29 protein-coding genes and 5 pseudogenes are annotated in these 26,725 nt (G+C 69.5%); 26 read left to right on the plus strand and 8 right to left on the minus strand.

Annotated elements, in window-relative coordinates; all coding sequences use genetic code 11:
- Nucleotides 1–205 precede the first annotated feature (205 nt).
- From ACFYW7_RS36130 to ACFYW7_RS36155, 6 genes and pseudogenes are all read left to right on the plus strand, one after another.
- Nucleotides 206–367 (plus strand): hypothetical protein, encoded by a 162-nt coding sequence (locus ACFYW7_RS36130; RefSeq protein ID WP_389510392.1) that lies wholly within the window; start codon nucleotides 206–208, stop codon nucleotides 365–367.
- 208 nt (nucleotides 368–575) lie between these two features.
- The gene (locus ACFYW7_RS36135) at nucleotides 576–977 is read left to right on the plus strand and encodes a YciI family protein (RefSeq protein ID WP_389510394.1); all 402 of its coding nucleotides are present in this window, start codon (nucleotides 576–578) and stop codon (nucleotides 975–977) included.
- The gene (locus ACFYW7_RS36140) at nucleotides 974–2,224 is read left to right on the plus strand and encodes an RNA polymerase sigma factor (protein WP_389510396.1); all 1,251 of its coding nucleotides are present in this window, start codon (nucleotides 974–976) and stop codon (nucleotides 2,222–2,224) included. The genes ACFYW7_RS36135 and ACFYW7_RS36140 overlap by 4 nt, the downstream gene beginning before the upstream one ends.
- A gap of 178 nt (nucleotides 2,225–2,402) precedes the next feature.
- Complete coding sequence (locus tag ACFYW7_RS36145; protein ID WP_389510398.1) at nucleotides 2,403–2,885, plus strand: VOC family protein; 483 nt, start codon at nucleotides 2,403–2,405, stop codon at nucleotides 2,883–2,885.
- A gap of 106 nt (nucleotides 2,886–2,991) precedes the next feature.
- Nucleotides 2,992–3,186 (plus strand): annotated as a pseudogene (locus tag ACFYW7_RS36150) (hypothetical protein); the annotation flags it as partial.
- A 235-nt stretch (nucleotides 3,187–3,421) separates the two neighbouring features.
- Nucleotides 3,422–4,237 (plus strand): DUF4239 domain-containing protein, encoded by an 816-nt coding sequence (locus ACFYW7_RS36155; RefSeq protein ID WP_389510400.1) that lies wholly within the window; start codon nucleotides 3,422–3,424, stop codon nucleotides 4,235–4,237.
- Nucleotides 4,238–4,359: 122 nt separating this feature from the next.
- Here ACFYW7_RS36155 and ACFYW7_RS36160 read toward each other — a convergent pair whose 3' ends face one another.
- Entirely contained in the window at nucleotides 4,360–4,512 is a 153-nt protein-coding gene (locus tag ACFYW7_RS36160) for a hypothetical protein (RefSeq protein ID WP_389510402.1), read from the minus strand.
- Nucleotides 4,513–4,665: 153 nt separating this feature from the next.
- Here ACFYW7_RS36160 and ACFYW7_RS36165 point away from each other — a divergent pair, with 153 nt between their 5' ends.
- The 6 genes and pseudogenes from ACFYW7_RS36165 (at nucleotide 4,666) to ACFYW7_RS36190 (ending at nucleotide 9,391) form a co-directional block, all read left to right on the plus strand.
- Entirely contained in the window at nucleotides 4,666–5,124 is a 459-nt protein-coding gene (locus ACFYW7_RS36165) for a pyridoxamine 5'-phosphate oxidase family protein (RefSeq protein WP_389510404.1), read from the plus strand.
- Between the two features lie 63 nt (nucleotides 5,125–5,187).
- The gene (locus ACFYW7_RS36170; protein ID WP_389510406.1) at nucleotides 5,188–5,805 is read left to right on the plus strand and encodes a hypothetical protein; all 618 of its coding nucleotides are present in this window, start codon (nucleotides 5,188–5,190) and stop codon (nucleotides 5,803–5,805) included.
- Between the two features lie 435 nt (nucleotides 5,806–6,240).
- Entirely contained in the window at nucleotides 6,241–7,134 is an 894-nt protein-coding gene (locus ACFYW7_RS36175; RefSeq protein WP_389510447.1) for a 2-dehydropantoate 2-reductase, read from the plus strand.
- Between the two features lie 314 nt (nucleotides 7,135–7,448).
- The gene (locus tag ACFYW7_RS36180) at nucleotides 7,449–8,006 is read left to right on the plus strand and encodes a TetR/AcrR family transcriptional regulator (RefSeq protein WP_389510408.1); all 558 of its coding nucleotides are present in this window, start codon (nucleotides 7,449–7,451) and stop codon (nucleotides 8,004–8,006) included.
- A 101-nt stretch (nucleotides 8,007–8,107) separates the two neighbouring features.
- Nucleotides 8,108–8,281: pseudogene (locus ACFYW7_RS36185) on the plus strand (aldo/keto reductase); the annotation flags it as partial.
- Nucleotides 8,282–8,371: 90 nt separating this feature from the next.
- Complete coding sequence (locus ACFYW7_RS36190; protein ID WP_389510410.1) at nucleotides 8,372–9,391, plus strand: NADPH:quinone reductase; 1,020 nt, start codon at nucleotides 8,372–8,374, stop codon at nucleotides 9,389–9,391.
- Nucleotides 9,392–9,822: 431 nt separating this feature from the next.
- Here ACFYW7_RS36190 and ACFYW7_RS36195 read toward each other — a convergent pair whose 3' ends face one another.
- Nucleotides 9,823–10,704: an NAD(P)-dependent oxidoreductase gene (locus ACFYW7_RS36195; protein WP_389510412.1), complete on the minus strand. Its 882-nt coding sequence runs from the start codon at nucleotides 10,702–10,704 to the stop codon at nucleotides 9,823–9,825.
- 156 nt (nucleotides 10,705–10,860) lie between these two features.
- On the opposite strand from ACFYW7_RS36195, the gene ACFYW7_RS36200 reads away from it, so the two are divergent.
- Nucleotides 10,861–11,226, plus strand: a complete 366-nt coding sequence (locus ACFYW7_RS36200; protein ID WP_389510449.1) for a winged helix-turn-helix transcriptional regulator — start codon at nucleotides 10,861–10,863, stop codon at nucleotides 11,224–11,226.
- An 18-nt stretch (nucleotides 11,227–11,244) separates the two neighbouring features.
- Here the strand turns inward: ACFYW7_RS36200 and ACFYW7_RS36205 are convergent.
- Nucleotides 11,245–11,928 (minus strand): annotated as a pseudogene (locus tag ACFYW7_RS36205) (IS3 family transposase); the annotation flags it as partial.
- Nucleotides 11,906–12,163, minus strand: coding sequence for a transposase (locus ACFYW7_RS36210; RefSeq protein WP_389510451.1), 258 nt, complete (start codon nucleotides 12,161–12,163; stop codon nucleotides 11,906–11,908). The gene ACFYW7_RS36210 and the pseudogene ACFYW7_RS36205, both read right to left, overlap by 23 nt.
- A gap of 393 nt (nucleotides 12,164–12,556) precedes the next feature.
- Here ACFYW7_RS36210 and ACFYW7_RS36215 point away from each other — a divergent pair, with 393 nt between their 5' ends.
- The 7 genes and pseudogenes from ACFYW7_RS36215 to ACFYW7_RS36245 form a co-directional block, all read left to right on the plus strand.
- Nucleotides 12,557–13,513 (plus strand): ATP-binding protein, encoded by a 957-nt coding sequence (locus tag ACFYW7_RS36215; RefSeq protein WP_389510414.1) that lies wholly within the window; start codon nucleotides 12,557–12,559, stop codon nucleotides 13,511–13,513.
- Nucleotides 13,510–14,025 (plus strand): hypothetical protein, encoded by a 516-nt coding sequence (locus ACFYW7_RS36220; RefSeq protein ID WP_389510416.1) that lies wholly within the window; start codon nucleotides 13,510–13,512, stop codon nucleotides 14,023–14,025. Before ACFYW7_RS36215 ends, ACFYW7_RS36220 begins: the two co-directional genes overlap by 4 nt.
- The gene (locus ACFYW7_RS36225) at nucleotides 14,022–14,813 is read left to right on the plus strand and encodes a hypothetical protein (RefSeq protein ID WP_389510419.1); all 792 of its coding nucleotides are present in this window, start codon (nucleotides 14,022–14,024) and stop codon (nucleotides 14,811–14,813) included. The genes ACFYW7_RS36220 and ACFYW7_RS36225 overlap by 4 nt, the downstream gene beginning before the upstream one ends.
- A 211-nt stretch (nucleotides 14,814–15,024) precedes the next feature.
- A complete protein-coding gene (locus ACFYW7_RS36230) occupies nucleotides 15,025–15,528 on the plus strand; it encodes a single-stranded DNA-binding protein (RefSeq protein WP_389510422.1) in 504 nt (167 codons plus the stop codon).
- Nucleotides 15,529–15,588: 60 nt separating this feature from the next.
- Nucleotides 15,589–16,749: a recombinase RecA gene (recA, locus tag ACFYW7_RS36235; protein ID WP_389510424.1), complete on the plus strand. Its 1,161-nt coding sequence runs from the start codon at nucleotides 15,589–15,591 to the stop codon at nucleotides 16,747–16,749.
- 44 nt (nucleotides 16,750–16,793) lie between these two features.
- The gene (ruvB, locus tag ACFYW7_RS36240) at nucleotides 16,794–18,077 is read left to right on the plus strand and encodes a Holliday junction branch migration DNA helicase RuvB (RefSeq protein ID WP_389510426.1); all 1,284 of its coding nucleotides are present in this window, start codon (nucleotides 16,794–16,796) and stop codon (nucleotides 18,075–18,077) included.
- A 7-nt stretch (nucleotides 18,078–18,084) separates the two neighbouring features.
- Nucleotides 18,085–18,267 (plus strand): annotated as a pseudogene (locus tag ACFYW7_RS36245) (transposase); the annotation flags it as partial.
- A 7-nt stretch (nucleotides 18,268–18,274) separates the two neighbouring features.
- Here ACFYW7_RS36245 and ACFYW7_RS36250 read toward each other — a convergent pair.
- Nucleotides 18,275–18,847 carry a GNAT family N-acetyltransferase gene (locus ACFYW7_RS36250; RefSeq protein WP_389510428.1) on the minus strand — a complete coding sequence of 191 codons (573 nt, stop codon included), beginning with the start codon at nucleotides 18,845–18,847 and terminating at the stop codon, nucleotides 18,275–18,277.
- Nucleotides 18,848–19,064: 217 nt separating this feature from the next.
- Between ACFYW7_RS36250 and ACFYW7_RS36255 the strand changes: the two genes are divergently transcribed.
- Nucleotides 19,065–19,556, plus strand: a complete 492-nt coding sequence (locus ACFYW7_RS36255; RefSeq protein WP_389510430.1) for a hypothetical protein — start codon at nucleotides 19,065–19,067, stop codon at nucleotides 19,554–19,556.
- Between the two features lie 69 nt (nucleotides 19,557–19,625).
- A pseudogene (locus ACFYW7_RS36260) lies at nucleotides 19,626–19,820 on the plus strand (bifunctional 5,10-methylene-tetrahydrofolate dehydrogenase/5,10-methylene-tetrahydrofolate cyclohydrolase); the annotation flags it as partial.
- Nucleotides 19,821–20,354: 534 nt separating this feature from the next.
- On the opposite strand, the gene ACFYW7_RS36265 reads toward ACFYW7_RS36260, so the two are convergent.
- Entirely contained in the window at nucleotides 20,355–20,999 is a 645-nt protein-coding gene (locus tag ACFYW7_RS36265; protein WP_389510432.1) for a dihydrofolate reductase family protein, read from the minus strand.
- A gap of 483 nt (nucleotides 21,000–21,482) precedes the next feature.
- Here ACFYW7_RS36265 and ACFYW7_RS36270 point away from each other — a divergent pair, with 483 nt between their 5' ends.
- Both ACFYW7_RS36270 and ACFYW7_RS36275 read left to right on the plus strand, forming a co-directional pair.
- Nucleotides 21,483–22,715, plus strand: a complete 1,233-nt coding sequence (locus tag ACFYW7_RS36270; RefSeq protein ID WP_389510434.1) for a cytochrome P450 — start codon at nucleotides 21,483–21,485, stop codon at nucleotides 22,713–22,715.
- Nucleotides 22,716–23,219: 504 nt separating this feature from the next.
- Nucleotides 23,220–23,429 (plus strand): hypothetical protein, encoded by a 210-nt coding sequence (locus ACFYW7_RS36275; RefSeq protein ID WP_389510435.1) that lies wholly within the window; start codon nucleotides 23,220–23,222, stop codon nucleotides 23,427–23,429.
- A 201-nt stretch (nucleotides 23,430–23,630) separates the two neighbouring features.
- Here ACFYW7_RS36275 and ACFYW7_RS36280 read toward each other — a convergent pair whose 3' ends face one another.
- On the minus strand, nucleotides 23,631–23,924 hold the full coding sequence (locus ACFYW7_RS36280; RefSeq protein ID WP_389510437.1) for a hypothetical protein: 294 nt from the start codon (nucleotides 23,922–23,924) through the stop codon (nucleotides 23,631–23,633).
- 836 nt (nucleotides 23,925–24,760) lie between these two features.
- On the opposite strand from ACFYW7_RS36280, the gene ACFYW7_RS36285 reads away from it, so the two are divergent.
- Nucleotides 24,761–25,558, plus strand: a complete 798-nt coding sequence (locus ACFYW7_RS36285; protein ID WP_389510439.1) for a HEAT repeat domain-containing protein — start codon at nucleotides 24,761–24,763, stop codon at nucleotides 25,556–25,558.
- Here the strand turns inward: ACFYW7_RS36285 and tnpA are convergent.
- The gene (gene tnpA / locus ACFYW7_RS36290) at nucleotides 25,493–25,921 is read right to left on the minus strand and encodes an IS200/IS605 family transposase (protein ID WP_389510441.1); all 429 of its coding nucleotides are present in this window, start codon (nucleotides 25,919–25,921) and stop codon (nucleotides 25,493–25,495) included. The two genes, ACFYW7_RS36285 and tnpA, sit on opposite strands and share 66 nt — an antisense overlap.
- A 49-nt stretch (nucleotides 25,922–25,970) precedes the next feature.
- Here tnpA and ACFYW7_RS36295 point away from each other — a divergent pair.
- On the plus strand, nucleotides 25,971–26,725 hold a 755-nt coding region (locus ACFYW7_RS36295; RefSeq protein WP_389510443.1), incomplete at its 3' end, for an RNA-guided endonuclease InsQ/TnpB family protein.

Genomic DNA, 26,725 nt, shown 5'->3' on the forward strand with positions numbered 1-26,725 from the left:
GAAGGAGGGGCACGACATCCGCGTTCGGCCGTCGGGGACAGCCATCAACGAGATGATCTGGCCCGGTTCGGCCTCCTCGAGCGCTTCGAAGCCGTCCTGACCCCGACCGGGCTCGGTGCGGCCGGACCCGTCGCCTACGCCTGCCGGTGGATGGGGAGGGACCCCTCCCGGGCGGTCAACGTGGGCGACATGCTGGAGGGGGGACGTGAACGCGGCCGCCCGCGCCGGCCCCACCGGCATCCGGCTGGACCGAGGCGTCGACCTCGTCACCGGTGGACCGTCCCCGACGGCGCCCGAGTCGGTGCCCCGCGGCGAACGGCTCTCCGACCTCCCCGACCACCTGTCACGTGTGGACGCGCGCTCGTGAGCCGGCTGCCGGCCCTGCACATGTCTTGCGTCCCGGACCGCCCCGACCGAACGAACCCGTTGGTCCGCGAACCCGGCCGAACGCGGCGTGGCACCCAACACGGTCGACCAGCCCCCGAGTTCGTTCCCCACGATGTAGGGAACCGCTCGTCGGCTCCGTTTGTAGGGTGAGCGCGCCACACCGGTGTGCCGGAGATCAAGGAGTTCACGTGCCGAGGTTCCTGCTGATGGTCGATCACGACGGGGGCGATTTCGAGGAGCCCATGGACGAGTGGGCCCCCGATGACGTCACCGCGCACTTCGACTACTACGCGGCGTTGACCAAGGAACTGGTCGCGAGCGGCGAGATGGTCCAGTTCACCGGACTTGCCGATCCGCGCCGCGCCAGGATCGTGCGCTCGGACGGCGCCGGGGCCCCGGTGGTGACCGACGGCCCCTTCCCGGAGTCCAAGGAGGTTCTGGCCGGGTTCAACGTCGTCGACGTCGATTCCGAGGAGCGCGCCCTGGAGATCGCCGCCATGATCTCGGCGGTGCCCGGCCCCGGCAGGGTTCCGACGAGACAGCCCGTCGAGGTGCGCCAGGTGATGGACCACACCGCGTTCGACCTGTGACGGGCCACCCGACCGTCGAGGACCTGCTGCGCTCGCTGGCGCCGCAGGTCCTCGCACTGCTCGCGCGGCGGACCGGGGACTTCGACGCCTGCGAGGACGCGGTCCAGGAAGCGCTGATCGCCGCCGCCCGGCACTGGCCCGCACACGGGGTCCCGGAGAATCCGCGCGGCTGGCTGCTGCGGACGGCCACCCGCCGCCACACCGACCAGATGCGCAGTGAGACGGCGCGACGGCGACGCGAGGAACGCGTGGCGAGTGAGCCGGCCCCGACCGAGACCCCGTCAGCCGACGACACCCTGGCACTGCTCTTCATGTGCTGCCATCCCACGCTCACACCCGCTTCCGCGATAGCCCTGGCCCTGCGGGCCGTCGGTGGTCTGACGACCGCCCAGATCGCCGCCGCCTACCTGGTGCCCGAGGCGACGATGACGCAGCGCATCGGCCGGGCCAAACTGCGGCTGAAGGCGTCATCGGCGGTGTTCGCGATGCCTGCGCGGGACACACCGGACTGGTCCGCGCGGCTTCGATCCATACTGCACGTGCTGTACCTGCTGTTCAACGAGGGCTACACCGCGTCCACGGGCTCGGCCCTGTGCCGCGCGGACCTGTCCGGCGAGGCCATCCGCCTGGCCCGGCAGACGCACCGGATCCTGCCGACGCAGGGCGAAGTGGCCGGACTGCTGGCCCTGATGCTGTTGACCGAGGCCCGCCGGCCCGCGCGCACCGGCCCGCACGGCGAGCTGATCCCCCTGGCCGAGCAGGACCGTACACGCTGGGACCGCGCACTGATCGCGGAGGGAACCGCGCTGCTCATGGGTACCTTCACGGCCGGCGCGCGGCCCGGCGAGTACCGGTTGCAGGCGGCCGTCGCCGCCGTCCACGACGAGGCCGCCACGGCGGCGGACACCGACTGGCCACAGATCCTCGGACTGTACGAGCTGCTCGAACAGGTGGCGGGCAGCCCCTCGGTCACCCTCAATCGCGCGGTCGCCCTCGCGATGGTCGACGGCCCGAGCACCGCCCTGGCCCTGCTCGACCGACTCGACGGCGACGACCGCGCGCCACTGGCCGGTCATCACCGGGCGCACGCGGTACGCGCCCATCTGCTGGAGATGGCGGGAGACGCGGCGTCCGCGGCGCGTCACTACCGCCTGGCGGCGTCCCTCACCACGAGCCTCCCCGAACAGCGCTACCTGACGGCCAAGGCAGCCGGGTCGCGCCGGCGGACGAGGTCGGCGACCGGCTGATCCGTTCGTCGGCAGCTACCGAAGGGCTGCGCCCGGATCGGTGCACCCGCTCGGCACCCGCCCGGCATCACGCGGAGCCATCGGTCGACTGGCCCCTTGACCTCAACAAAGCTTGAGCTCCTACGGTCGTTCCAGAGCCGCCGGAACCGACCGGTGGCGCCTTCCGAGGAGATCCGCCATGACAGAAGACGCCGTCAGCCACGTGATCCCCGACCGCTACCGCAACGCGGTGATCCCGCACATCATGGTCGACGACGCCTCCGCGGCGATCGACTTCTACCGCAGGGCGTTCGGCGCGCGCGAGGAGTTCCGGATCGACGCGCCGGGCGGCGGGATCCTGCACGCGGAGATCACAGTCGGGCCGTCGGTCCTGATGCTGGGCGACGCGAGTGTCGCCGAGGCGGAGGCGTCCGCGTTCGCCGCGCCGACCTCGCTCGGCGGCACCTCCGCAACCCTGCACGTCTTCGTACCGGACGTCGACGCACTCGCGGAACGCGCGCAGACCGCGGGAGCCGAGATCATCCAACCGCCGAAGGACATGTTCCACGGCGACCGCACCGCCATCATCAAAGACCCCTCCGGGCACATCTGGGTCTTCCTCACCCACTTGGAGGACCTGACCGAGGACGAGCTTCTGCGCCGCCTCCCAGCGTCGATGTGAGAGAGACGGAACGGTGCGTCGAGGCGCGGCACCTGCCGAAAACCCCTCCCACGCAACCCAGTCGGCTCGAATCTGCTGATCATGGCCCCACAAGTTCCTCATCCTCCAGTCGGTGCAGCTCCAGTTCCGCAAGAAGACCAGCGACACGTACACCAAGTTGAAGACGATCGAGTCGGACGCGTGCGGCAACTTGAGGACGACCGCGACGGCCACCGTCGACGGCTGCTTCCGCTACGACTTCGCGGGCACCTCGACGACCCCGGCCGTGCAAGCCACGGGTGACCCCGTCGACGTGCTCTGACCGGCAAGGCAGTGACGGCACGCTCAGGGGGCCGGACGACTGCCGACGAACCGGACACCGGACCAGGTGTACGCGCCGAGCGCCGAACAGGGAAAAGGGAACAGGGACCACCGGACTCGGACCCGGATTCTGACCTCGGCGGGCTCATGGCCTGGCAGGCCCGGCAGCTCACTCGGTGGAATGAACTCCTGGCCCCACCCGTAGCGGCTCGTCGGCACCGTGCGTTTGGGCAGCTGTGTCCCCACTGGAATCCGCGCATGTCTCGCTGTGGCTGCTCAACCACTTCAGCACCTTCACGCTGGCCGTCGTCACCGTAGGCGGAACCGTGTGCCTCGCCGTCGCCGGCAGCGTGCTGCTGCGCCGCAGATACCCCTCGGTGGCCCGCGGCGAACACAACGACATGGTCGGAGTGACACTCGGCATGTTCGGAGCCATCTACGGGATCATCCTCGCCTTCGTCATCGTCACCCTCTGGACCCAACTGGAGGACACCCAGACGATCGTCGCCACCGAGGCCACCGACGCGGCGCTCATCACCCGTGACGCGGCCGCGTTCGCACCACTGGCGCGCTCCCGCCTCGACTCCGCCATGAGCGGCTACGTCCACGCGGTCGTCGAGGACCAGTGGCCCCGGATGCGCGAGGGAAATCCCAGCTACGGAGCCACGGAAACCCACCTCCGTGCCGCCTTCCAGGCACTCCAGGAATACGAACCCAAGAGCCAGAGCGAACAGGTCTTCTACGAGGAGGCGGTCACCCATCTCAACGACGTCGCCACCCAGCGCCGCGCCCGGATCACGATGGCCCGCCAGGAACTCCCCCCGTTGCTCCAGACCCTGGCCTTCGGCGGCGCACTCGTCCTGCTCCCGCTCACGTTCCTCTACGGGCTGCGCAAACTGAGAGTCCAGATCCTCTTCGTCGCCTCGGTCGCCGCACTCGTCGGCTTCAGCCTGCTCCTGGTCTTCGTCCTGGACCGCCCGTTCGCCGGCGACCTGAGCGTCAGTCCCGCCCCGTACAGGGAGGGAGCTTTGGCCGTGTTCTGGGAGCGGTGAACGGACCGATGCTCCGATACCTGGGCCACGACGCCCGAGTGCCATCTCCTGTCGGGTTCCTGGCCGCCTCAGTGCGGTGTGGGGACCGCGTGCTGACGACGGTCGCACCGGGTGCGGGTCCGTCACCGGTTCGGACCCTCGCGCTGTGCGGCCGGACGCGCGTCGACGTTGCCGAGGGGAGTCCGCCGGCCGGACGCGAAGGAGTCGTCGGGCGCTCCCGTGTACGCCGCGGCGGCGGTGGTGTCGAGGCGCCGCCGCAGGTGGGGGAGTTGCACGGGCCTTCCCTGCGAGAGCGGGCGAGCGTGCCCGAGGAGGCCAGCGGCCTGCCCCGGGGCGTTCGGGCGATGGGCCAGGACGTGTTGTGAAGTGTGGTGCTGGGCTGATGAGTTCCATGAAATTGCCGTACGGCCAAGGACGTTGACCACCTCATGACGCAACGACCAGTGCCTCGCCCACTGTCCGACGAAGCCCTCTCCGACTTGCTTGCCCAGCAACAGTTCGGCACGCTCGCCACCGTCAAACGCAGTGGCCACCCCCACCTGACAACCATGGTGTACAGCTGGGACCCCGAAGCCCGCGTCGTGCGGTTCTCGACCACGGCCGATCGTGTCAAAATCCAGCACCTGCGGCTCGATCCGCACGCGGCGCTGCACGTGTCGGGCGGTGACGTGTGGTCGTTCGCCGTCGCCGAGGGCGAGGCTGTGGTCTCGGAGAGCACGGCGGTTCCTGGGGACGCTGTCGGCCGGGAACTGCTGGGGATGATCCCGCAGTCCGGAAGGCCGGAGGACGAAGCAGCGTTCCTGGAGGAGTTGGTCGCCGAGCGGCGGGTGGTCATCAGGCTGAAGGTGGACCGACTGTACGGCTCGGCGCTCGACATCGACGGATAGCGCAGATCGGGTCCGTGCTGGTCGCAGTCACTCGTTGAGGACCGCGACCAGCACGGTCACCTTGTGGCGGACGGCGAGCCTGTCGTGCCTCGTTGCCACAGCCCGTCGGCGATCGAGGCGGTCGACCCCGCAGCCGACAGCGTTCCGCGCGCGGTGGTCGGCCTTGTCGAACGTCCGATGCCGACAGCCCCGGCGGCGGGCTGGTGCGCCCGACAGACGGTGGAGTCGACGGGTCCGGTGGCGGCGTCGGAGGAGGGCGGCGCACTCGAGTCCGAGTGGACCGGGGCGGCGGTCACTGCATCGTCGGCAGCCGGTAGCCTCGCGTCCGTGGATCTCCTCCTGCCGGTTCTCGTCGGCCTCGGCAGCCTCGTCGCGGTCCTGGGCTTCTTCACGTGGCTGGCGGCGCACGTTCGCCGCCGGGGACTTGCGGGCGGGGCCATGAGTGCTGCGCTGGCGTCCTACGAGGAGGCGTTCCGCAATACTTCGCATGCGGCTCACGTCGAGATCCGAGTCCAGGCGGAACGCGAGGCGCGGCACCTGTCGCCCGACGTTCACCGGGAAAGAAGCCCTGGTGAAGTCAATCGGTCCGGCGAACGGGATCGCGAGCCCACCCGCACCCGGCTTCGCCGCCCACGTCGGGGGCTTGGCCGCTGGGTCGAACGCCTCAAGGCAGGCCGCTGAGCGCGGGTGGTGCCTCCGCCACCTCGATCTGCATTCTCGCCTTCTGCACTTACTGAGCTTGAACTCGGGTTGTCGTATCTGCCGACAGGGGTTGATCCTCCGTTGCTGGGCGGGCTCGACGAGTTTGAAATCATGGCCAGGGTGGCTGTGCGGGAGCCGGCGACCCATCCCAACCGCACCGGCAGGACGGGAGGAGGCTGTGAACACTGCACGATGATCCTGTCAAGCCGCGTTCGCAGACCCTTCCGCGACTCTTCGAACGCGCCCATCAGGTCGAGGATCTCCAGGTAGTCGTCGTATGCCTCGCCTTACTGTCGGGTGATGTCGACGCCAGGCAGGTGGGCGACCCGCAAGGGAGCGAACCACCTTGTCCGAGAAGCCCGTTGGACGCCAGCACGCACCCCGGCCGTGTACCCGCGGGTAGGCTCGGTGGCCATGACACGTGTTGCGGTGGTGGGCATGGGCGCGGTGGGCGCTGTGGTGGCCGCGGGCCTGGCCTCGACGGAGCGTGTGGAGGTGACCGCCTGTGTGCGTTCGCCGCTGGGTGGACTGCGGATCACGCGGTCCGACGGTGCGGTCGAGCACACGGTGGTTCCAGAGATCCTCGACCCTGCTCAGGTGTCCGCGGTCGAGTGGGTGGTGCTGGCGACCAAGGCTCATCAGACGGCTGGGGCCGCTCCCTGGCTGGAACGACTGTGCGATACGGGCACCCGTGTCGTGGTGCTGCAGAACGGTGTCGAGCACGTTGAGCGGGTCGCACCGCTGACGGGCGCTGCTCGGGTCCTTCCGACGGTGGTGGAGATCTCTGCCGAATCACCGGAGCGCGGCCGCATCCGGCTGTTCGACCGCCCGAGGATCGTGGTACCCGAGAGCGACGACGGTGCGAAGTTCGCGGCCCTGTGCGAGGACAGCGGCATCACCGTGACTTTGGCCGAGGACTTCGTGACCGCAGCGTGGGCGAAGTTGTGCCTGAACGCGGCCAATGGTGCCGTCACCGCCTTGACGATGCGCCGCATGCCGGTCTTCGTCAATCCCCGCATCGCCCGCCTGGGCCACGCGTTGGTGGAAGAGGCGCGACAGGTCGCCGCCGCGTCGGGGGCGAACCTCCCCGAGGACATGGCCGACCGGGTCATCGCCCGGCTGCGGACCATGCCGGCCGAGTCCGGCAGCAGCATGCTGTGGGACCGTCTGGCAGGCCGGCCCATGGAATACGACGCGCGCAACGGCGCAGTGGTGCGCGTAGGTGCCCGCCTGGGCATCCCCACTCCGTACAACGAGACCGCGGCCGCGTTGCTCGAAGCCATCAGCGAATCCGGGGATGTGACGTAACGTCCGCTGGAAGGTGAGGTTCCAGGGCGCGGTACCCATCGTCGTGAGGCGTCGAAAGGTCTGTGAACGCGGCTTGACGATCCACGTCAAGGCGTGTTCACAGACCTTTGCATCGACGCCGATACTCGCCGATCCGAAGGCTCTGCCGCTGTCAGCACAAGTACTCGTTCCGCGTTGTGCGGTACGACCACGGCTCGCGGGGGAGAGCCTCCAGGGCCGTGTGCCGACCCTGGTCTCTCGACTGCATACAGAGCCATGGCTCTGTATGGTGGGTGCTACAAGCAGAGCAGTGATTCCTTTTGCTGGAGGGCGCAGTGCCGCGGCTTACCGACGCACGCAAGGAACTTCGGCGCACCCAGATCACCGAGGCCGCCGTACGCTGCTTCAGCCGCAACGGCCTGGAGCGGACCTCGATCGCCGACATCACGGCCGAGTCCGGCCTCTCGAACGGCTCGATCTACGCCCACTACCGCAGCAAGGCCGACCTGGTCCAGGCCTCCGCCCACGCGGTGCTCACCAAGCGCGCCGAAGCCCTCGGCGACTACGCCGCGAGCGACACCCCGCCCGGCCCCGACGAACTGCTCGCCCGCCTGATCGCCGCGATCGACCCCGCCGAGGCCCGCGTCGGCGTGCAGACCTGGGCCGAGGCGACCACCAACCCGGCCGTCCGCGGCATCGTCGTCGACACGATCGACCGGATGCGCGCCATGGTGCACGACTGCGTCATGGCCCACCTGGTCAAGGTCGAACACCTCGACCCGGCCGAGGCCCAGGAGCAGGCCATCCCGATCACCGACCGGGTGATGGCGCTCCACCTGGCCGAACTGCTGCACACCGCCTTGCGGTCACCGGCCGAGGAGACAGCGTCATGACCACCTCGACCGCTTCGTCAGCCGCCCGCACCGTTTTCCGGATCGGCTACGGCGCCTTGCGGCTCGAGCGCCTGCACGACCGCCGCAGCGACGCCGTCGCGCTGCTGCGCCGCGCCCCGAACGTGCTGCTCATCCCCGGTACCGCCAGCGCCGCCCACCTGGAGGCGGACACCGCGGCCGGCGAGATCGCCCTCGACGCCGCGACCCTCGATGCCGCGACTCTCACCACCCTCGACGCCATCGAGTCCCGCTCCAACGAAGTCCCCATCGGCTGACCGGAACCGACCGGGTCCGGCTCGCGACCACAGCCCGGGCACCCGACCACGGCGCACAGCCCATGTCCGCCAAGGATCTAAGGACAGATCATGAAAGCCATCATCTACCGCGCCAACGGCGGCCCCGAGGTTCTCCAGTTAGTCGACCGGGACCTGCCCGTGCCTGGCCCCGGCGAGGTCCGTGTCCGGGTCGCCGTGTCCGGAGTCAACCCGACCGACTGGCAGGCCCGCTCGGGCGCCGCCCATGCCAAGCTGTTCGCCGAGGTCACCCCGCACCTGGACGGTGCCGGCGTGATCGACGCCGTGGGCGAGGGGGTCGAGCAGAGCCGGACCGGCCAGCGGGTCTGGCTGTACATGGCCGCCGCCGGGCGGCCCACCGGCACCGCCGCCGAGTACACCGTCGTACCCGCTGAGCGGGCCGTGCCGCTGCCCGACGATGCCGGCTTCGGCCTCGGTGCCTCACTCGGCGTCCCCGCGCTGACCGCTCATCGAGCGCTCACCGTCGCCGAGGACGGACTTGGCCGTCTCCGTCCCGGGGCGCTCGACGACCAGGTCGTGCTCGCCGCGGGCGGGGCCGGGGCGGTCGGGCACGCCGTGATCCAGCTCGCCCGCTGGGCCGGCGCCACCGTGATCAGCACGGTCAGCGGCCCGGAGAAGGCCCGGCTGGCCACCGCCGCCGGTGCCCACCACGTGATCAACTACCGCGAAGGCGACCCGGCCGCCGAGATCCGCAAGATCGCTCCGGACGGCGTCGACATCATCGCCGAGGTGGCGCTCGGCGCGAACCTCGCACTGGACCTGGCCGTGCTGCGGACGCGCGGCACGATCGCGACCTACGCCAACGACGGCGGCAAGCCGGTCGAGCTGAACGTGCTGCAGAACATGGTGCTCAACACACGCCTTCAGTTCCTGGTGCTCTACACGGCCGGCCCGGAGGCACGCGCCGCGGCCGTCGAGGACGTCGCCGCCGCGGTCCGCGACGGCGCCCTGCCGGTCGGCGAAGAACACGGCCTGCCACTGCTCCGCCTCCCGCTCCACCGCACCGCCGACGCACACCGGGCAGTGGAGAGCAGCACGGTCGGCAAAGTCCTGGTGGACATCACGTCCTGACCCATGGTCAGCCGCCGTGCCGACATCTGCGCGTAGCCGCAATCGGCACGCCGCAGCTCTTCCGGCCGTGGTCGGCGAACTGGTCCGCTGCGGCAGGGAGTTCGACGGCATGGACCATCATGCGCGAATGCGGGACGCCCCGGCGGGGCCGCCTCCGGGGCGTGGAAGGCCAGTTCTGGCTCCTGGAGAACCGCCTGTTGAGGTCTGCGAGCGAGGCTCGACGATCCACATCAAGCCTCGCTCGCAACCCTCTTTCCATCGCTTGCTCGCCGAGAGTTCGGCCCCTCAGGTGATCATTCCCGGCAGTGGAACAGCGCGCACACGATGACCACTCAGCGGCCCGGCTCCGAGGTCTGTTGCGAAAACCCTGGTCGCACCGGCCCTTGAGGCTGCGATCGGTAGGGACGCCCCCTGGGGAAGCAAGGGGCCAGTCAGCGCACCAGCAGGTCGACTACGCCTGTCAGTCCCTCCTCGCCGCTGCCCTCATCCAGACGGCGGCGCATCAGCTCGAAGTAGGGACTGAGCAGTTCAGGGCTGACACCCTGCTGCTCGGCGGTGCTCAGGAAGGTCTGCGTGCCGGCCACCTGCATGGCGAGATCGGAGACAACACCTTTGGTGTAGTCGCCGCTCCGCAGCTGGTCGGCGGTCTGGTGAACTGCCGGGGTCATCGCCACGAGCCAGTCGACGAGCAGCGGAGCGAGCGACACGGGGTCGATGTTCTCCTTGCGGATCAGGGCGAAGGCGTGCGCGGCCCCGGCGAACATCCCGTACATGGCGCTGAGCAGGGCCACGTCGTGCAGGGCCGCGAAGCCCGCGTCCTTGCCGACGTAGGCGGTGCCGGCCGGGACGCCCAGGGTCTCCTGGTGCCGTTCGAACAGCTCCGGCGAGCCGCTGTAGAAGACGTAACCGCCGGCTTCCGGGACGCCGATCATCGGAGGGACGGCCATGATGCCGCCGTCCAGGTAACGGGCGCCGCGCTCGCGGGCCCATTCGGCGCGAGCGCGGGCCTGGGCAGGTGTGCTGGTGGTCAGGTTCACCAGGTCCTTGCCGGCCAGGCCGGTGCCGGACAGCACTTCCTCGACCGAGGAGTCGTCCAACAGGCAAACGACGATCAGGGTGTTCGCCGCAACCGCCTCAGCGGCACTGTCCGCGGCCCTCGCGCCCTCGGCGGTGAGTGCCGCGGCGCGGACCGGGGTGCGGTTCCAGACGGTGAGCGAGTGGCCGGCGGCAAGCCAGGTGCGAGCCAGCGCGGTTCCCATCGCGCCGAGGCCCAGCAGGGTGACGGAGGTCTTCTCAGCAGTGTGCGGTGTCATGCCGACAAGGCTGGCCACAGGCCCAAAGGTGATCAAGTACGCACTTCGGAGTGGGTGGTTACCCTGGGGTGAGCGGGCACGTCAGAGGGGTGGGGCATGACGACGCTGAACCGGCCGGGTGGACCGGACGAACACATCTGCGGGATCGACACCGCGATGGAGGTGATCGGCGGCAAATGGAAGGTACTGATCCTCTGGGCGCTCCATGAGCACCCCTGTCGCCGCTTCGGCGAGCTGCGTCGGCTGCTCCCGGGGATCACCGAGAAGGTGCTGGCTTCTCATCTGCGCGAGATGGAAGCGGACGGCGTCGTGCGCCGCGTGTCCTACGACGAGGTGCCGCCCCGCGTCGAGTACTCCTTGACCGAGAACGGAATGCGCCTCAACGACGCGCTCCAGCCTCTGGCCACCTGGGGGCGTGAGCGGTCGACTGCCCGCTTGCCGGAGGACAGGGCTGAAAGCACTGGTCCCAGCCACTCGGGCACCCGACACGTCCGTGACGACACGGCCCGCGTCCGCTGCTGACCGAAGGTTCTCCGCGAGAGCGTTGTCGTAGCTGTCCCCGACCGAGCCCATGGATGTTTCAACTCCTGCTCGCGGCAGTCGAGTTGTGAGCTTCACGGATGTGTACTGACAGCCGTGATCCGCATGGTGGATCAGCTTGCCCGGTTCGGCTTCCCGGCTCGCGAGGGCGTACTCGAGGGTGGTCAGGACCAGGTCGGCGTCCGCGCGGGCGGAGGTCTCCCAGGCGACCACCCGGCGGGAGAACGCGTCCCGGATCGCCGACAGCCGCAAGGGCCCCTCACCGGTGGTGATCATGGTGAGGTCGGTGACCCACAGCCGGTTCGGCGCCGGTGCGGTGAAGTCCCGCTCGACCAGGTCCGGGGCGAGTGCGGCCTTGGGATCGCGGCGCGTGAAGCCGCCCCGGCGCGGGCTGATGCCCGCGATGTCGGCCTCGCGCATCAGTCGCTCGACCCTCTTTCGGCCCACGTGGACGCCCTCGCGCTTGAGCACGGCGTGCACGCGCGGCGAGCCGTAGATCCCGCCCGAGCCGGCGTGGATCTCCTTGATCTGCTCGGTGAGTTCCACGTCCCGGCGCCGGCGTTCGCACGGCTCGCGCTCGGCACGACGCCAGCGGTAGTACGTCGAGGAGGCGATGGAAAGTTCCCGGAGTACGCACTCGACCCCCAGGTGAGGGTGCTCGTCAACGAGCGCCGTCACCTGGGCCGGGTCGGGTCGAGCTGCGCCGCGAAAAACGCCGAAGCCGTTCGCAGAACCTCGTTCGCCCGCTTGAGCTGGACGTTCTCCTTGCGAGCACCGCGAGCACCGCGAGCACCGCGAGCTCCGCTCGCTCGTCGGTGGTCAGCCGGTCATCGTGCTCGCCGGCGTCCGCCTCGGCCTGCCGGATCCAGCCGCGCAGGGCCTCCGGATGAACGCCGAGATCGACCGCGAGCTTCTTGATCTGCGGCTTCGGGCTGCTGCTACAAGCGCTTCCTCAAGCTGACCATGCAGGACACGGTGTTGTCCCCATCCCTTGGCTGTCACCACGGACCCGGCCGCAGGGGAGGGCGAACGCCCGGCCGCTGACGCCGGCTGAGGCCGGAGGCGCTCGATACCCGCACGCGTGCGGGGGCATTATACGCTTCATTGCCGACATTTCTCCCTTTCTTTCATTTTTCTTGCGAAAAGGGTGGATTTTCACTTCTGGGGCGCCTAGCGTGGGTGCAGACAGTAATTCGAATGCATATTCGATTCGAGCGACGGCCACGCGGGGGCACGTCCTGCCGGACGAGGACCGCGTCCCCTGTCGGCCAGGCCCACCCGGAACCGCCGTCGCAGACGCCAGGAGAACGGCGTGAACCTCACCTTCACCACCGCCACCAAGGAACAGGCCAAGGCCCGTATCGCGCTCGCCGGTCCCACCGGATCGGGCAAGACCTACACCGCCCTGGTCGCCGCCGCCGGGCTCGGCGAGCGGGTCGCCCTGATCGACACCGAGCACGGCAGCGCCGCCAAGTACGCCGACGAGTTCGCCTTCGACACCCTCCCGCTCACGACGTTCCAGCCCACCACCCTCGTCGACGCGCTCGCGGTGGCCGCCCACGAGGGCTACGACGTCATGATCGTCGATTCCCTGAGTCACTTCTGGTCCGGCACCGGCGGGATGCTGGAGCAGGTCGACAACGCGGCCAAGCGCCTCGGGGCAGGCGGCAACTTCGCCGGCTGGAAGGAGGCCCGCCCCCAGGAGCGGGCGATGATCGACGCCCTGCTCGCCTACCCCGGTCACCTCATCGTCACCATGCGCACCAAGACCGAGTACGTCGTGGAGGCCGACGAGCGCGGCCGCAAGGTGCCGCGCAAGATCGGGCTCAAGCCCGAGCAGCGGGAGGGCATCGAGTACGAATTCGACATCGTCGGCGATCTCGACCACGAGAACAACCTGGTGATCTCCAAGTCCCGGGCGAAGCCACTGTCCGGGACGGTGCTCCACAGGCCGGGCCCGGAGTTCGCCGAGGCCGTCCTCGAATGGCTGGAGGCCGGCAAGCCCGTCCCCTCCGTTTCCGACTACGTCACGGCGGCCACCGCGCCGGGCGCCGGCCACGAGGAACTGCGAGACCTGTACGAGAAGGCCCGTCGACACAACCTGCTCGGCGCCGCCGTCCTGGACGACACCGGGGAGACCCGCACGCTCGGCCAGCTGATAGTGCGCCACGGCATCGCGGCGGCGAAGAACAGGGTCGCCGAGGACGTCGAGTCCGGGGCCGGGACCAGGCGGGCGAACGGGACCGAGCGGAAGGACAAGTCCGCATGAGCCTCAAGGAGCACGCCACCCGGGTCGCCGTGCTCCGGGTGCTGCGCGACACCGTCGACGCCGAGTACCAGACCGAGCGCCACGAGGTCCTCGAGGGGCTGCGCGCGGCCCGTGCCGAGCTGAACCTGAAGTCGGTCCGGGTGGCCCTGCCGGACGACACACCGGTCGCCACCCTCACCCTCGTCGACCCCAAACCGACGGTCGTGGTCGCCGACGAAGAGGCCTTCACCGCCTGGGTGGCCGAAAACCACCCCGGCGAGGTGGAGACGCTGGTCCGGGCGCGCCCCAGCTGGCAGCGGCAATTTCTCGCTCGGCTGACCTGCCTCGAGCCGGTCGTCGACCCGTACACCGGCGAGGCGATCCCGGGGCTGGGTGTGTTGTCGGCCTCCGAACCGCGGTCGTTCAGCCTGCGCCCCCTGCCCGGCGGGCGGGAACGGATCGCCCGCGCCTTGCACATCGGCACGCTCGACCTGCGCCGTCTGCTCCCCCTCGAGGGTGGCGAGGATCCATGACCGCTGTCGTCGCCCACCCCGACCGGGACACGCTCGACACGGTGTGGTTCCTGGTCTCCCAAACCGGTCACCTCGATTGTGGCCGCTGGACGTTCGAGGACGACAAGCGGCTGCGGTGCGCCTGCGGGGCCGTCCTGTACGTGTACCAGCAGCCGGCGGATGCGGCGGGAAGCGGCGCGCCGGCGTCAGCCGGGACGTTCCCCCGCGGAAGGGAAGAACGCATGCTGCCAGCCGAGACGGCCCAACTCGTCGCCCTGGTCGCGGCGATGTGCCCGTCGATGCACCTGGAAGACACCACGACGGACGCCTGGTACCTGCTGCTCGCCGACCTGGACGTCGCCGATGTACGGGCGGCTGTGATCCGGCTGGGCAAGCAGCGGTCCGATATCGCCGCCGCCGACATCCGCGCCGAGGTGCGCGCGATCCGGGAGGAGCGGCTCGCCCGCAACCCGCTGCCACTTCCGGACAGCGACCCTGACGATCCGCGCCGTTATCGTGCGGAACTCCTCGCGCTGGTGACCGCGATCGCCTCAGGACAGCGAGTTCAGCGCACACCCGCCGCCCCGGGCAGTCCGCCCTCCCACCTCACCGGCTCGAAGCGCGACGCGCGTGTCCGGTCCCTCCGCGTGCCCTGTCCCTGGTGCGGGGCCGCCGCAGGCCGTCCCTGCACCGTCCCCCGGCTCGGAATCCCGCTGAGGAGGACCCCTGCCCACCAGGCACGGCTCCTCGCAGCCGGGCTCGCCGAGCCCGGGCCGAGGCAGGAGGGGGAAACGAGGCGAACCCGGTGATCGCCCCGACCCGGGGGAAAGCCGCGTACCGGAGCCCTGCCTCCCTCGCCACCGCGACTTCCCTGGAGACCCGCGCCGCCCGGCTCCCCCTCACACCTGGCCGGAGCGGCGCAGCCTCCCCTCCGGTCACCCTCACCACCAGTACGAGGCTGCCCGTCGAACCCGAACCGGCATGGGTGAGGACCACCCGTCGCACGAGAGGAAAACCGCCATGGTCGGTGAAACCGTCATCACCGTCGTCGGCAACCTGACCGACGACCCCGAGCTGCGCCTCACCCCGTCCGGCGACACGGTCGCGCACTTCACCGTCGCGTCCACCCCCCGCACCTTCGACCGGCAGAGCAACGAATGGCGGGACGCCGAGACGCTGTTCCTGCGCTGCTCGGTCTGGCGGCAGGAAGCGGAGCACGCCGCCGAGTCCCTGACCCGCGGCACCCGCGTCATCGTCCAGGGGCGGCTGCGCCAGCGGACGTACGAGACCCGGGAGGGCGAGAAGCGGACCGTCATCGAGCTGGAGGCCGACGAGATCGGCCCGTCGCTGCGGTTCGCCGCCGTGACGATCACCAAACCCCCGCACACCGCCGGCCCCGCCGGTTCCCACGGCGGCCCCCGCCCTCCCACCGAAGACCCGTTCACCCGGCCCGGCGGCGACGAGCGGCCGGTCCCCGCCGAGAGCGGACAGCATGCCCTCCACAAGGAAACGGAGCCCTTCTGACGGGCCGGCGCACCCGTGCGCCGGCCGCGACCACACACCGCACCCATCCGAGGCGGACCCATGAAGGAACAGAACCGCGAGAAAGCGCTCGAACTCGCCCTCGCCCAGATCGAAAAACAGTTCGGCGCGGGCTCGGTGATGCGCCTGAGCGATGAGCCGGGGGTCCCCGTCGAGGTCATCCCCACCGGCTCGATCGCCCTGGATCTCGCCCTCGGCGTCGGCGGCCTGCCGCGCGGCCGCGTGGTGGAGATCTACGGCCCGGAGTCCTCCGGCAAGACGACCCTGGCCCTGCACGCCATGGCCAACGCGCAGAAGGCAGGCAGGACCGCGGCGTTCATCGACGCCGAGTACGGCCTCGACCTCGAGTACGCCAAGCGGCTCGGCGTCGACACCGACACCCTGCTGGTCTGCCAGCCGGACAACGGCGAACAGGCCCTGCAGATCGCCGACACCCTCATCCACTCCGGCGCCCTGGGCCTCATCGTCATCGACTCCGTCGCCGCGCTGGTGCCGCGCGCGGAGATCGAGGGCGAGATGGGCGACCCGCACGTCGGCCTGCAGGCCCGGCTGATGAGCCAGGCGCTTCGGAAGATCTCCGGCGCGCTGAGCCACTCCGGAACCACGATGATCTTCATCAACCAGCTGCGCGAGAAGATCGGCGTGGTCTTCGGCTCGCCGGAGACCACGACCGGTGGCCGCGCCCTGAAGTTCTACGCCTCGGTCCGCCTGGACATCCGCCGGATCGAGACCCTCAAGGACGGCACCGAGCCGGTGGGCAACCGCACCCGCGTCAAGGTGGCCAAGAACAAGGTCGCCCCGCCGTTCAGGCAGGCCGAGTTCGACATCCTCTACGGCCGGGGCATCAGCCGCGAGGGCGAGCTGATCGACCTGGGCGTCCAGCAAGGCCTCGTCCGCAAGTCCGGCACCTGGTACACGTACGAGGGCGACCGGCTCGGCCAGGGCAAGGAGAACGCCCGCGCCTTCCTCAGGGACCACCCCGACCCCACCGACGAGCTCGAGAAGAAGACCAGGGAGAAACTGGGCATCGGGGCGAAGCCGGAGGCCCCGGCGGCGGAGCCCTGGGCGGACAGGGCGAACCGAGCGGCCGCACCCGGCACTGCGCCGTTCGACCCGGCCGCGGCCGGCCGGCGCTCCACCGGGCCGGCCCCGAGCGGTCCGGCCCCCCGCGTCCTCCTCGACGGCACCCCGGCCGGGCCGTGAAGACCAGCCGGCCGCTCCCTCACTCCGGCGCGAGGCGAACGCCGGTGAACCGGGGCGGCACCATGTTCCCCGGCGCCGCCACGCCTAGGGACGAGACGCCGACCCCGGGCAGGACCGCCGTCGGCCGGCCCACTGCGGCGGAGCCGGTCCACCGGCCGGTCGCGGCCGCCGCCGACGGCGAGGACCGGGTCACCGAGGCGACGTTGCGCCCCAAGGACCTGGACGGGTTCATCGGCCAAGCACGGGTCCGCGAACAGCTCGACCTCGTCCTCAGGGCCGCGCGGCAGCGGAGCGTCACCGCCGACCACGTGCTGCTCTCCGGTGCCCCGGGGCTCGGCAAGACCACCCTGGCTATGATCATCGCCGCGGAGATGGGAGCCCCACTGCGCATCACCTCCGGCCCCGCCATCCAGCGCCCCGGGGACCTGGCGGCGGTCCTGGCCTCGCTCACCGGGGGCGAGGTCCTCTTCCTCGACGAGATCCACCGGATGTCCCGGCCCGCCGAGGAGATGCTCTACCTGGCGATGGAGGACTTCCGCGTCGACGTCGTCGTCGGCACCGGCCTCGACGCGACCGCCATGTCGCTCGAGCTGCCGCCGTTCACCCTCGTCGGCGCCACCACGCGCGCGGGACTCCTGCCGCCGCCGCTGCGCGACCGCTTCGGCTTCACCGCCCACATGGAGTTCTACGACCCGGCCGAACTGGAGCGCGTCGTCCACCGCTCCGCCCAGCTGCTGGAGGTGGAGGTCGAGCCCGCGGGCGCCGCCGAGATCGCCGGCCGCTCCCGCGGTACGCCCCGCATCGCCAACCGGCTGCTGCGCCGGGTGCGGGACTACGCCGAGGTCACCGCGGACGGAGCGGTCACCCGCCAGATCGCGTCCGCGGCCCTGGGGGTCTACGAGGTCGACGGTCGTGGCCTGGACCGCTTGGACCGGGCCGTGCTGCACGCCCTGCTGAAGCTGTTCGGTGGCGGACCGGTCGGTCTGTCCACCCTCGCGGTCGCCGTGGGGGAGGAGCGGGAGACGGTGGAGGAGGTCGCCGAGCCCTTCCTGGTCCGGGAGGGGCTGCTGGCCCGGACGCCCCGGGGACGGGTCGCGATGCCCGCCGCCTGGGCCCACTTCGGGCTCGTACCGCCGCCCGGGCCGTCCCGGTCCGCGCCCCCGGGACACCAGAACGGCAATTCCGGACAGGCCGCCCCGCCCGGAGGCCGCACCGGACGGACCACCTCCCCGGCCGCCCCCGGCACCGGCCCCCGCGACGGTGAGACCCATGGCTGCCCGTACGAGAACCGCCAGGACGCCGGTTCTAGTGGCGTGATCACTCGTTGAGCCGTGCATGACTGATCTGGTGGAGCGGTTGGTGCCGGACGAGTTGTGGACGCCTTTCCGGCGGGTGGTCCCGTCGACGGAGGTCATACGCCCGCAAGGCGGCGGAAGACGGCGGGCCGGTGACCGTGAATGTCTGGCAGCGATCATCTTCGTGGCCACCTCGGGCTGCACGTGGCGGCAGCTTCCGCCCTTCAGGCCTACGAGGACTCGACGCGACGGAGATCGAGCAACATCACGTCATGGAGGTCTGCGGCCTCGCCCGATGGTTGCGCCTCACCGAGCTTGCGATACCCCCACGCCCGATAGGCGGTCGAGGCCACCTTGTTGGCCGGGTGGACGTTCAACAGCACGCGCTCGGCTTCGATACCGTCGATCAGGGTCCTGTGCAGACGCCGTGCAACGCCTTGCCCGCGCCATGATCCGCGCACGGCGAGCTCCATGAGTCCGAAGGTGCGCTTCCCGTCCTCGCGCCGCACGTCGTCGGGCACGGAGTGGGTCAGCTCGTCCCACCACCCCGTGTCGGGCTTGAGCGAGCAGCCGTACGCCATGCCGATCGGCTCGCCGTCCTCGGCATGGGCCAGAGCGGCCCGAAAGGTGCGGTTGCGAGCCTGCACGGGGAAGCGACGGAAGGCGGCAGCGACGCCCTCCTCGGTCTCGTTGTAAGGGGGCTCAGCGAACGCTTCGGCGTAGATCAGCCTGAACGCGTCCGTGGCCTGCACCGCCGCCGAACCATCCATGAGCACTATCGCGATGGCCCCTTGTCGCTTCATTCGACGCCCCCTTGAACGGTTCCGCATGGCGGACTCATTCTTATCAAGTCGATCACGAGAAAGCTGCCGGAGCCGGTCGACCAGCCCCGCGCTTCAGTCGAGAGCCTCCGCTGAGATCCAGCGCTGACCGCCGTTGTTCGTGCTCGTCGGTGTCAGCCGCAGGTGCCGGCCCGCTCTGCCACTCCCGCCCGTCGGACGGGAGGATGGGCGGATGCCGATGGATGAGACGAAGCTGCTGGTCATCCTGCGCGAACTCGACGACCCCGGACGGCTGGAGCGGCCGTTGCACTACGACCGCGCCGCGACGGGCCTAGCGTTCGGTGGGCTGGTCCGCCGGCTCGAAGCGGATTTCGGCGCCCCATGCGAATCCGAGCGGGACACCCAGGACTCCAGTGGGTACGGGCGCGTCTGGGTGCCGGCGGATGCGACGATCCGCGGGACGCGGATCGTGATCTGCGTGAGCAAGTTCGGCTCGCTCGCCGAGGTCTGCGCCGACAATCCGGGGGCCTTCCTCGGTACGGACGAAGCCTGCGAGGAGGGTGCGCTGGATCCCGCTGACCTCGCCACTGTGGAGCAGGCCCTGGCCGAACTGGGCTACGTGGACGTACCCGAAGAACTGCTGGAGAGCGACTACTTGGGCCCCAGCGCGCTGAAACCCTTCGCAGCGCGGCCCACTTGGTGGACGCGGTTCTTCGGCACGGTCTGGTGATCTGCCGCCCACCCGTGCATGACGGGCCGGGTTCGGCACCGCGTCGCTCGTGCGGGGCCTCTCCCGCCCGTCCAGCCCGGCGCAGTCGTGATCGACGCCGGATACAACCCGGGCAATGTCGGTGACGTGGACCACGACACCGCCCTCGCCCGCGCGGGTCTGATCACTCCTGTGCCCGGCGGCGTGGGCCCGATGACCATCGCCGTCCTACTCGCGCAGACCGTGGACGCCGCCGCGAATCAGCTCGGCCTCCAGCACAGGTGACCGACTGGCCGGCCGTTCGCTGGTGTCATGTCGGTGAGGCCCGTACCACGCACCCCCGTCCGTCGCTTTGTACGGTGCGACGGACGGGGACCGAGCGGGCTCGCCGGCGTGCGTTCCAGCGCGGCACGGCCGTACGGGCCCGCCGCATGTGATGTGCGGCGGGCCGACGCGGGCCAGGTCCACAGAGGTGCGGAAGTTGGTCCACCCACGGCCGATGGTCCCGCTGTTCGTTGCAGGCGTCGGCCCTCCCGGGGGGAGGGTCGGGAGGGACGGCCTGGCCCCGCGCAGGCGACGGCACACGGGCAGGGCCGGGTGCGATGACCTCCCGCTGGGGGGAGGCGAGAGGATCACCACCGCCTCAGCATTGCACCAGTTTCAGCCACGCAACAGATGTGTGACCGAAACTCATCGTAGGTGGTGTGGTTCGTACCCACACCTGTACTGCGCCCGGACGTCGCGGACCTCGTATCCCGCCTCACGGCAGACCTGTTTGACCTCTACGGGGGACCCGGGTGTTCGCACGGACTCCTGGCTTCACCTTCGCCAGAACAGGTGGTGCAGAACGCCACTCGTGCTGGGCACGACTTCGAGATGGAACCGGTCGAGCAGCTCATCGGGGGATTCCCAGAGCCGAATCCCAGCACCGAGTTTCACCTGCGAGACCGCTACGTGCAGGGTGTCGACGAGGTCGGCATCAAGGAACTGCCGGATGGTGGTGACTCCGCCGCCGAGTCGGACATCCTTGCCCTGCGCCGCTTCCCGTGCTTCTTCGAGGACGGCGATCGGGCTTTTGTCGACGAAGTGAAACGTCGTGTCGGACAGGGTGATGGACGGACGTCGATGGTGGGTCATGACGAACACCGGGGTGTGAAAAGGTGGTTCCTCTCCCCACCAGCCGCGCCAGTCATGGTCGTCCCAGGGCCCGCGCTGGGGGCCGAACTTGTTGCGTCCCATGATCTCGGCGCCGATGTTGCGTGCGAAGTCCCGGGTGAAGCAGTCGTCGAGACCACGGCTGCCTCCGGGGTCGGTGCGCATGGGCCAGCTCGCCGTGGCGCCCGCCCAGGCGAACAGTCTCTCGGGATGGGCATGACCGAACGGGCTCTCGAGACTCTGGTGCTCACCGGCACCGATCCCGTCAATTGAGACGTTGAAATTCATGACCCTCAGTAGCTGATCCACGTGTGTTCCTCGTCAGGTCCTGTCGCATTCGCGCAGGGCAGACGCCCCGCATCAGGACGTCGATCGGGACGTGGCCGGATCGACAGCAGCCCGTGGCTTCTTTCCAGGGGGCCACGGCACGAGAGTTCACGCGTGTCGCTCGGAGGCATCTCGGTCCCACCGGCGAAGCGTCGAGTCGGGAAAGGACACCCGGACGGCACTCCCGTCTGCGCGTCGGCAGTGCGTCAGACTTCGGCTCGAAGGCGGCAGCCGTCGCGGCGGGATCGACGCGGCCGGACCGTCAGCCGGACGAGAACCAGGCCCGGGTGGCCCAGGGCTGACCTGCGCAACTCGTCGGGCAGCGAGGGAAAATGAGCGAGAGCATGTCGCCGTCGGCTGTGAAATCTCGTGGCGATCGCGCACCTCGGCTCATTCGGGCAACCCGCGCTCAAGGGCTGAAGGAACCCGGCATCGCAGGTCAAGGCCCTTGAGTAGGGTCGGAGGATGACCAGCACAAATCCTCCGCAGCAGGCTTTTGTCGACCATGCGGCACTCGCCGCCGAACCGTACGACGTGTACGCGCGGTTCCGCGAAGCCGGTCCTGTCCATCGGATCACCGGAACGGACGGGCTGCCCGCCTGGCTGGTGACCGGATACGAAGACGTTCGTCAGGCTCTGACCGACCCTCGGCTGTCCCTGGACAAACACAACGCCACACCGGGCGGCTACCGGGGCATGGCCTTACCACCGGCACTCGACGCGAACCTGCTCAACATGGACCCCCCGGACCACACCCGCATCAGGCGTCTGGTGTCCCGTGCCTTTACGCCCCGTCGGATCGAGCGGCTGCGCGAGCCGATCCAACGCACCGCCGATCAGTTGCTGGACGCTGTCGCCCTCCAGGAACGCGTGGACCTGATCGTCTCGTACGCGGCTCCGCTGCCGATCACGGTGATCTGCGACCTGCTCGGCGTGGACCAGGCCGACCGGCTCGACTTCCGTGCCTGGACCGACATCCTCGTGGCTCCCGACCCGACGCGGCCGGCCCTGGCCGGAGAAGCGGTCGGCAGCATGCTGTCGTTCTTCACGAAGCTCATCGCCGACAAACGAAAGAACCCGGCCGACGACCTGCTCTCCGCGATGATCGCCGTACGCGACGAGGAGGACCGGCTGACCGAGGACGAGTTGATGTCCCTGGCCTTCCTCGTCCTCGTCGCCGGGTACGAGAACACGGTTCACCTCATCGGCAACGCGATCCTGGCTTTGCTCCGACACCCCGATCAGCTGGCGGAGGTCCGCGCGGAGCCCGGCCGCTTGAGCGCCGCCGTGGAGGAACTCGCCCGCTTCGACGGTCCGGTCCCGCTGGCCGTGCGCAGGTTCCCCACCGAGGACATCACGATCGGCGGCGTGACCGTGCCCGCCGGTGAAACTGTCCTGTTGTCCCTCGCGGGGGCTCACCGGGACCCGCGCCGCTTCACCGACCCGGACCGCATCGACCTCGACCGCGACACCAGCGGCCACCTCGCCCTCGGCCACGGAATCCACTACTGCCTCGGTGCTCCTCTGGCCCGGATGGAGACCGAGATCGCCTTGGCGACGCTCTTCGGCCGGTTCCCCGACCTGGCCCTCGGTGTCTCACCGAGTGAACTGCGATGGCGGCCGTCGATGCGATCCCGCGGGCTGCTGGCGCTTCCGGTCCGTACGGCCAGGGTGAGAGGTACCACTGACGATCACTGACAGGCCTTGGGCCGACGGTGTTCGACGCGGTTGCGTACGTCGAGGGCAGGCCAGGGCAGAGCGAACAAGGTCGGGTGGAGACTACGGGGGGACGGCTGACTCGGGCCGCCTTACGGGCATGCCCCTGGCGCCCTCGTGAAGGGTCTCAGGGGCGGCGCACCCTGCGCACGGCAGAGTAGGCGGCGTAGCTCTTCAGTGATCCACTTGGCGGTGTCGTTCGCCACGTACGCCCACGCCGCCACGTACGCCCACGCGTTTGGCCGGACTGAGGCCGAGGCCGGCCGAACACGCCGAGATGGAGAAGGCGTCGCTCGTGGTTCGGCCTGGTCATCGACTGCGGCGAACTGTGCGGCCGTCCGTGCGATGTGTGCGCCCTGCTGAGGGCCGGCGGAGTGCCCTGAAAAACTTCCGCACGTTCGTGAACCGATCGGAGGGGCTCATCCGATGAGGCAGTGAAGGCTGCTGTGAGACGGAGCCCCTCAGGTCGGAGCAAGGAGAAAACGGATGCTGGACATGATCGATCCGGCCCTCGTGCTGATCGCCATCTGCGCTGCCATCTCGCTGTGGATTTTGGTGGACTGCGTCAACACCCCCGCGGACCGGATCCGCTTCCTGCCGAAGCTGGTGTGGCTGCTCATCCTGTTCCACGGTTCGGTTTTTGCCGCCCTCGTCTGGGTCTACTTCGGCAAGAGACCGATGGCGGACTCCGCGTAGGGGGCAGTGCGGAGGACTGAGTCCTTCATTCCCGGAAATGCCTCTGACCAGGCCAGATAGTGAAACGCTGCTGGAGTATGCCTGCGCGCCGGAAATCTGTCGAGAGAGAGGGCCGTCGTGAGGGGCATCGAGTGATCGCCAGATGGGGATGGCGTACCGCGGATCCGCCGTCGGTCTCTGGGCTCCGACGGCACCGCTCTCTCAGAACCCGGGAACGGGAAGGAACCCTGGCCACCACGAGGGAACGCCGCTGGGACAGCTGTAGGTGGCACCGCTCCAGAAGAGGGAGAACGCGCACCAGCACAGGGCGATGAGCGTCATCGCGAGGGCGAAAGCGTGGAGGGGAGGGCGGTTTCCGAAGAGGACCCCGACTGCCACCCAGCTGAGGAGCAGAACGGTCCAGAGGCAGGGGATGAAGAGAAAGAGCAGGAAGATGCTGTTGGCCGAGTTGTTCACTCCTGCGTCACAGGCGTTCAACGCACTGCCCAGAAGCACAGCCGTGAACACAGTGAGAGCTGACCCCACCAAGGTTCCGAGACCACCACGCAGCCGACGGCTCTCCATTCGTCCCTCCAGTTGTCGTTGATTCGGGAACATGTCCCGGCCACTCTGATCGTCACTGTGTGCCGCAAGGCCATGGTCGGCTTTCCGGCATCTGCCGCATCGTCCGGCTCTGCGGAGGTGAGAGACGGCTGTCGAGTTCTCGCCCCTGATGGTCCACCGTAGGCCCGGCGGTGATCGGCTCTCGGGGCCCGGCGACCAACAGAGCCGCGCCCACCGCCCAACCAGGTGACACCCACCCCCGTACGACCAGCAGAAGGCCGCTCCAGCCGACTGTAGCGGCGAGGATCAGACCCCCGATGCCTGCACCCCTAACGACAGTTGGCGGTAACCCCATGCTGCGTCGTGTACGTGCCATGATCATGGCACGTACGACTCTCCGTACTCGCTGAAAGTTGCCCTTCGAAGTCGATGCGTTTCGCGTGCCCCCTGCCCGGAGCAGGTCAACGGGGAAGTGCGGACACCAGGGTTCGTGAGCCCGGCCCATGCCGAGCTGTCGGCGTGGTCGCCCAGGGCAAGGCATGACTGCCGAGCGGTAACAGCGGTCGCTGAGGCCTCAGTTCTGGAGAATGAGTCAAATCGAGTACTCGGTCGGGGTGTTGGCCCGGGGGGGGCGAAGGCGGCCCCGGCGCCCTGGACGCCGATTGGCTGGCCGCTCGACAACGCCCCCAAGGTCTGAGCACATGCCAGGTCCATGAGGGTCCTCGTTGGCCTGGGCCGACGACACGGGTGGCCGCGCATTGTCAGAGGTGGCTGACACGATGATGCGCATGGATCTCGTACACCCGCTCGACGGCCTGGACGCACGCGCCTGGTCCTCCCTCTCCCACGCTTACGGGAGCGCGGAGGACGTTCCCGATCTACTCCGGGCTCTGGCCGGCGCCGACTCGGACGAGGCGGATGAGGCGTTGTCGGAGCTCTACGGGAACGTTCTGCACCAGGGGACTGTCTACGCGGCCAGTGCGGAGGCGGTGCCGTTCCTGGCCGGGATCGCGGTGGCCGGCCATCGTACGGCGGACCTCCTGGCACTGCTCGGCGCCTTGGCCGAGAGCCAGGACGAGTGGGGCGTGGCAACAGGTGCCGTCCGGGCGGCCGTTGCGGGCCAACTCCCGTCCCTGCTGCCCTTGCTGGCCTCCCCGGACCCGGAGGTCCGCCGCACCGCGGCCTGGACGGTGTCCCACACGCGCGCGGCCACGCTCGCGCTTCCCGCCCTCCGCACGCGCTGGGACGAGGAACCCGAACCCGCCGTACGCGCCGAGATTCTGACAGGCATCGCCCGGCTCGATCCCGAAGACGGGGCGGTGTTGGCCGCCTCCGTCCTGGAACCGTCCCATCCCGCCGGGGTGCGCCTGGCCGCCGTCTTCGCCGGCCTCGACGCGGGAGTTCCATCCCTCTTCTTCGGAGGGGATCCCCGCCTTCAGGCGGGGAGGGAATCCGATCCTGAGCTCTGCGGCGCGAAGCGCCACAGCATCGTTCCGGAATGCTTCGTCGGCGGCCCGTGCTCAGTCCGGCCGCTTCTGGTTCTCGATGTAGTCCTTGACCACATGGAGCGGCGCTCCACCGCATGAGCCGGCGAAGTAGGAGCCGGACCAGAACCGGCCGTGCATGATCGCCCGGTTCACCCGGCCGGTGAACTCCTGCCGCAACCGGCGCGATGACACGCCCTTGAGGCTGTTGACGAGGTTCGACAGGGCAACCTTCGGCGGGTAGTGCACCAGCAGGTGCACGTGGTCCTCTTCGCCGTTGAACTCGATCAGGTCGGCCTCGAAGTCCTCGCACACCTTCCGCATGATCTCTTCGCAGCGCGTCAGCATGGCGTCGTTGAAGACATTCCTCCGGTACTTGGTGACAAACACCAAGTGTGCGTGCAGGTGGTAAACGACGTGACGGCCGCGCCGCACATCGGGATTTGGTTCCCAGCGTGGTGACATGAACCAATGATAAAGTCGAGGCCGACTCGAACCGGAGGGGGCGGGCTGGGTGATCCGTGCGTACAAGTTCCTTCTGCGGCCCACCGTTCGTCAGGACCAGGCCCTTCGTGAAATGCTGGCCGATCACTGCTCGCTCTACAACGGCGCGTTGCAGGAACGCCGCGACGCCTACCGGCACGCCTCAAAGACGAGTGTCAAGTACGGCGTGCAGTCCGCGCAGCTCAAGGAGATCCGGGCGTTCGACCCGGAGCGTCAGGGCCGCTGGTCCTTCTCCAGCCAGCAGGCGACGCTCAGGCGTCTGGACAAGGCGTTCGCCGCGTTCTTCCGCCGCATCACGTCCGGTGACACACCCGGCTATCCGCGATTTCGCGGAGTGAACTGGTTCGACACGGTGGAGTTCCCCAAGGACGGCGACGGCTGCCGCTGGGACTCCACCTCGCACGACCCGGTCACCCGCGTCCGCCTCCAAGGCGTCGGGCATGTCAAGGTCAACCAGCACCGGCCGGTGACCGGCAAGGTCAAGACCGTCAGCGTCAAGCGCGAGGGCCGTAAGTGGTTCGTCGTGCTGACCGCCGAGCAGGCACAGCCCGAGCCGCTGCCCGCGACCGGATCCGTGGCCGGGATCGACCTGGGCATCGCCAGCTTCCTCGCCGACTCCGACGGCGCCTTCGTTCCCAACCCGCGACACGGGCGTAAGGCCGCCGCGAAACTCGAAGCCGCACAGCAAGCCCTGTCCCGGTTCCCGCGCCGCAAGGCCAAGGACCGCACCGCGAACCATCAGCGGGCTGTGGAGAAGGTCGCCAC

The organism is Streptomyces sp. NPDC002580 (assembly GCF_042889485.1).
Taxonomy (GTDB): Bacteria; Actinomycetota; Actinomycetes; order Streptomycetales; family Streptomycetaceae; genus Streptomyces.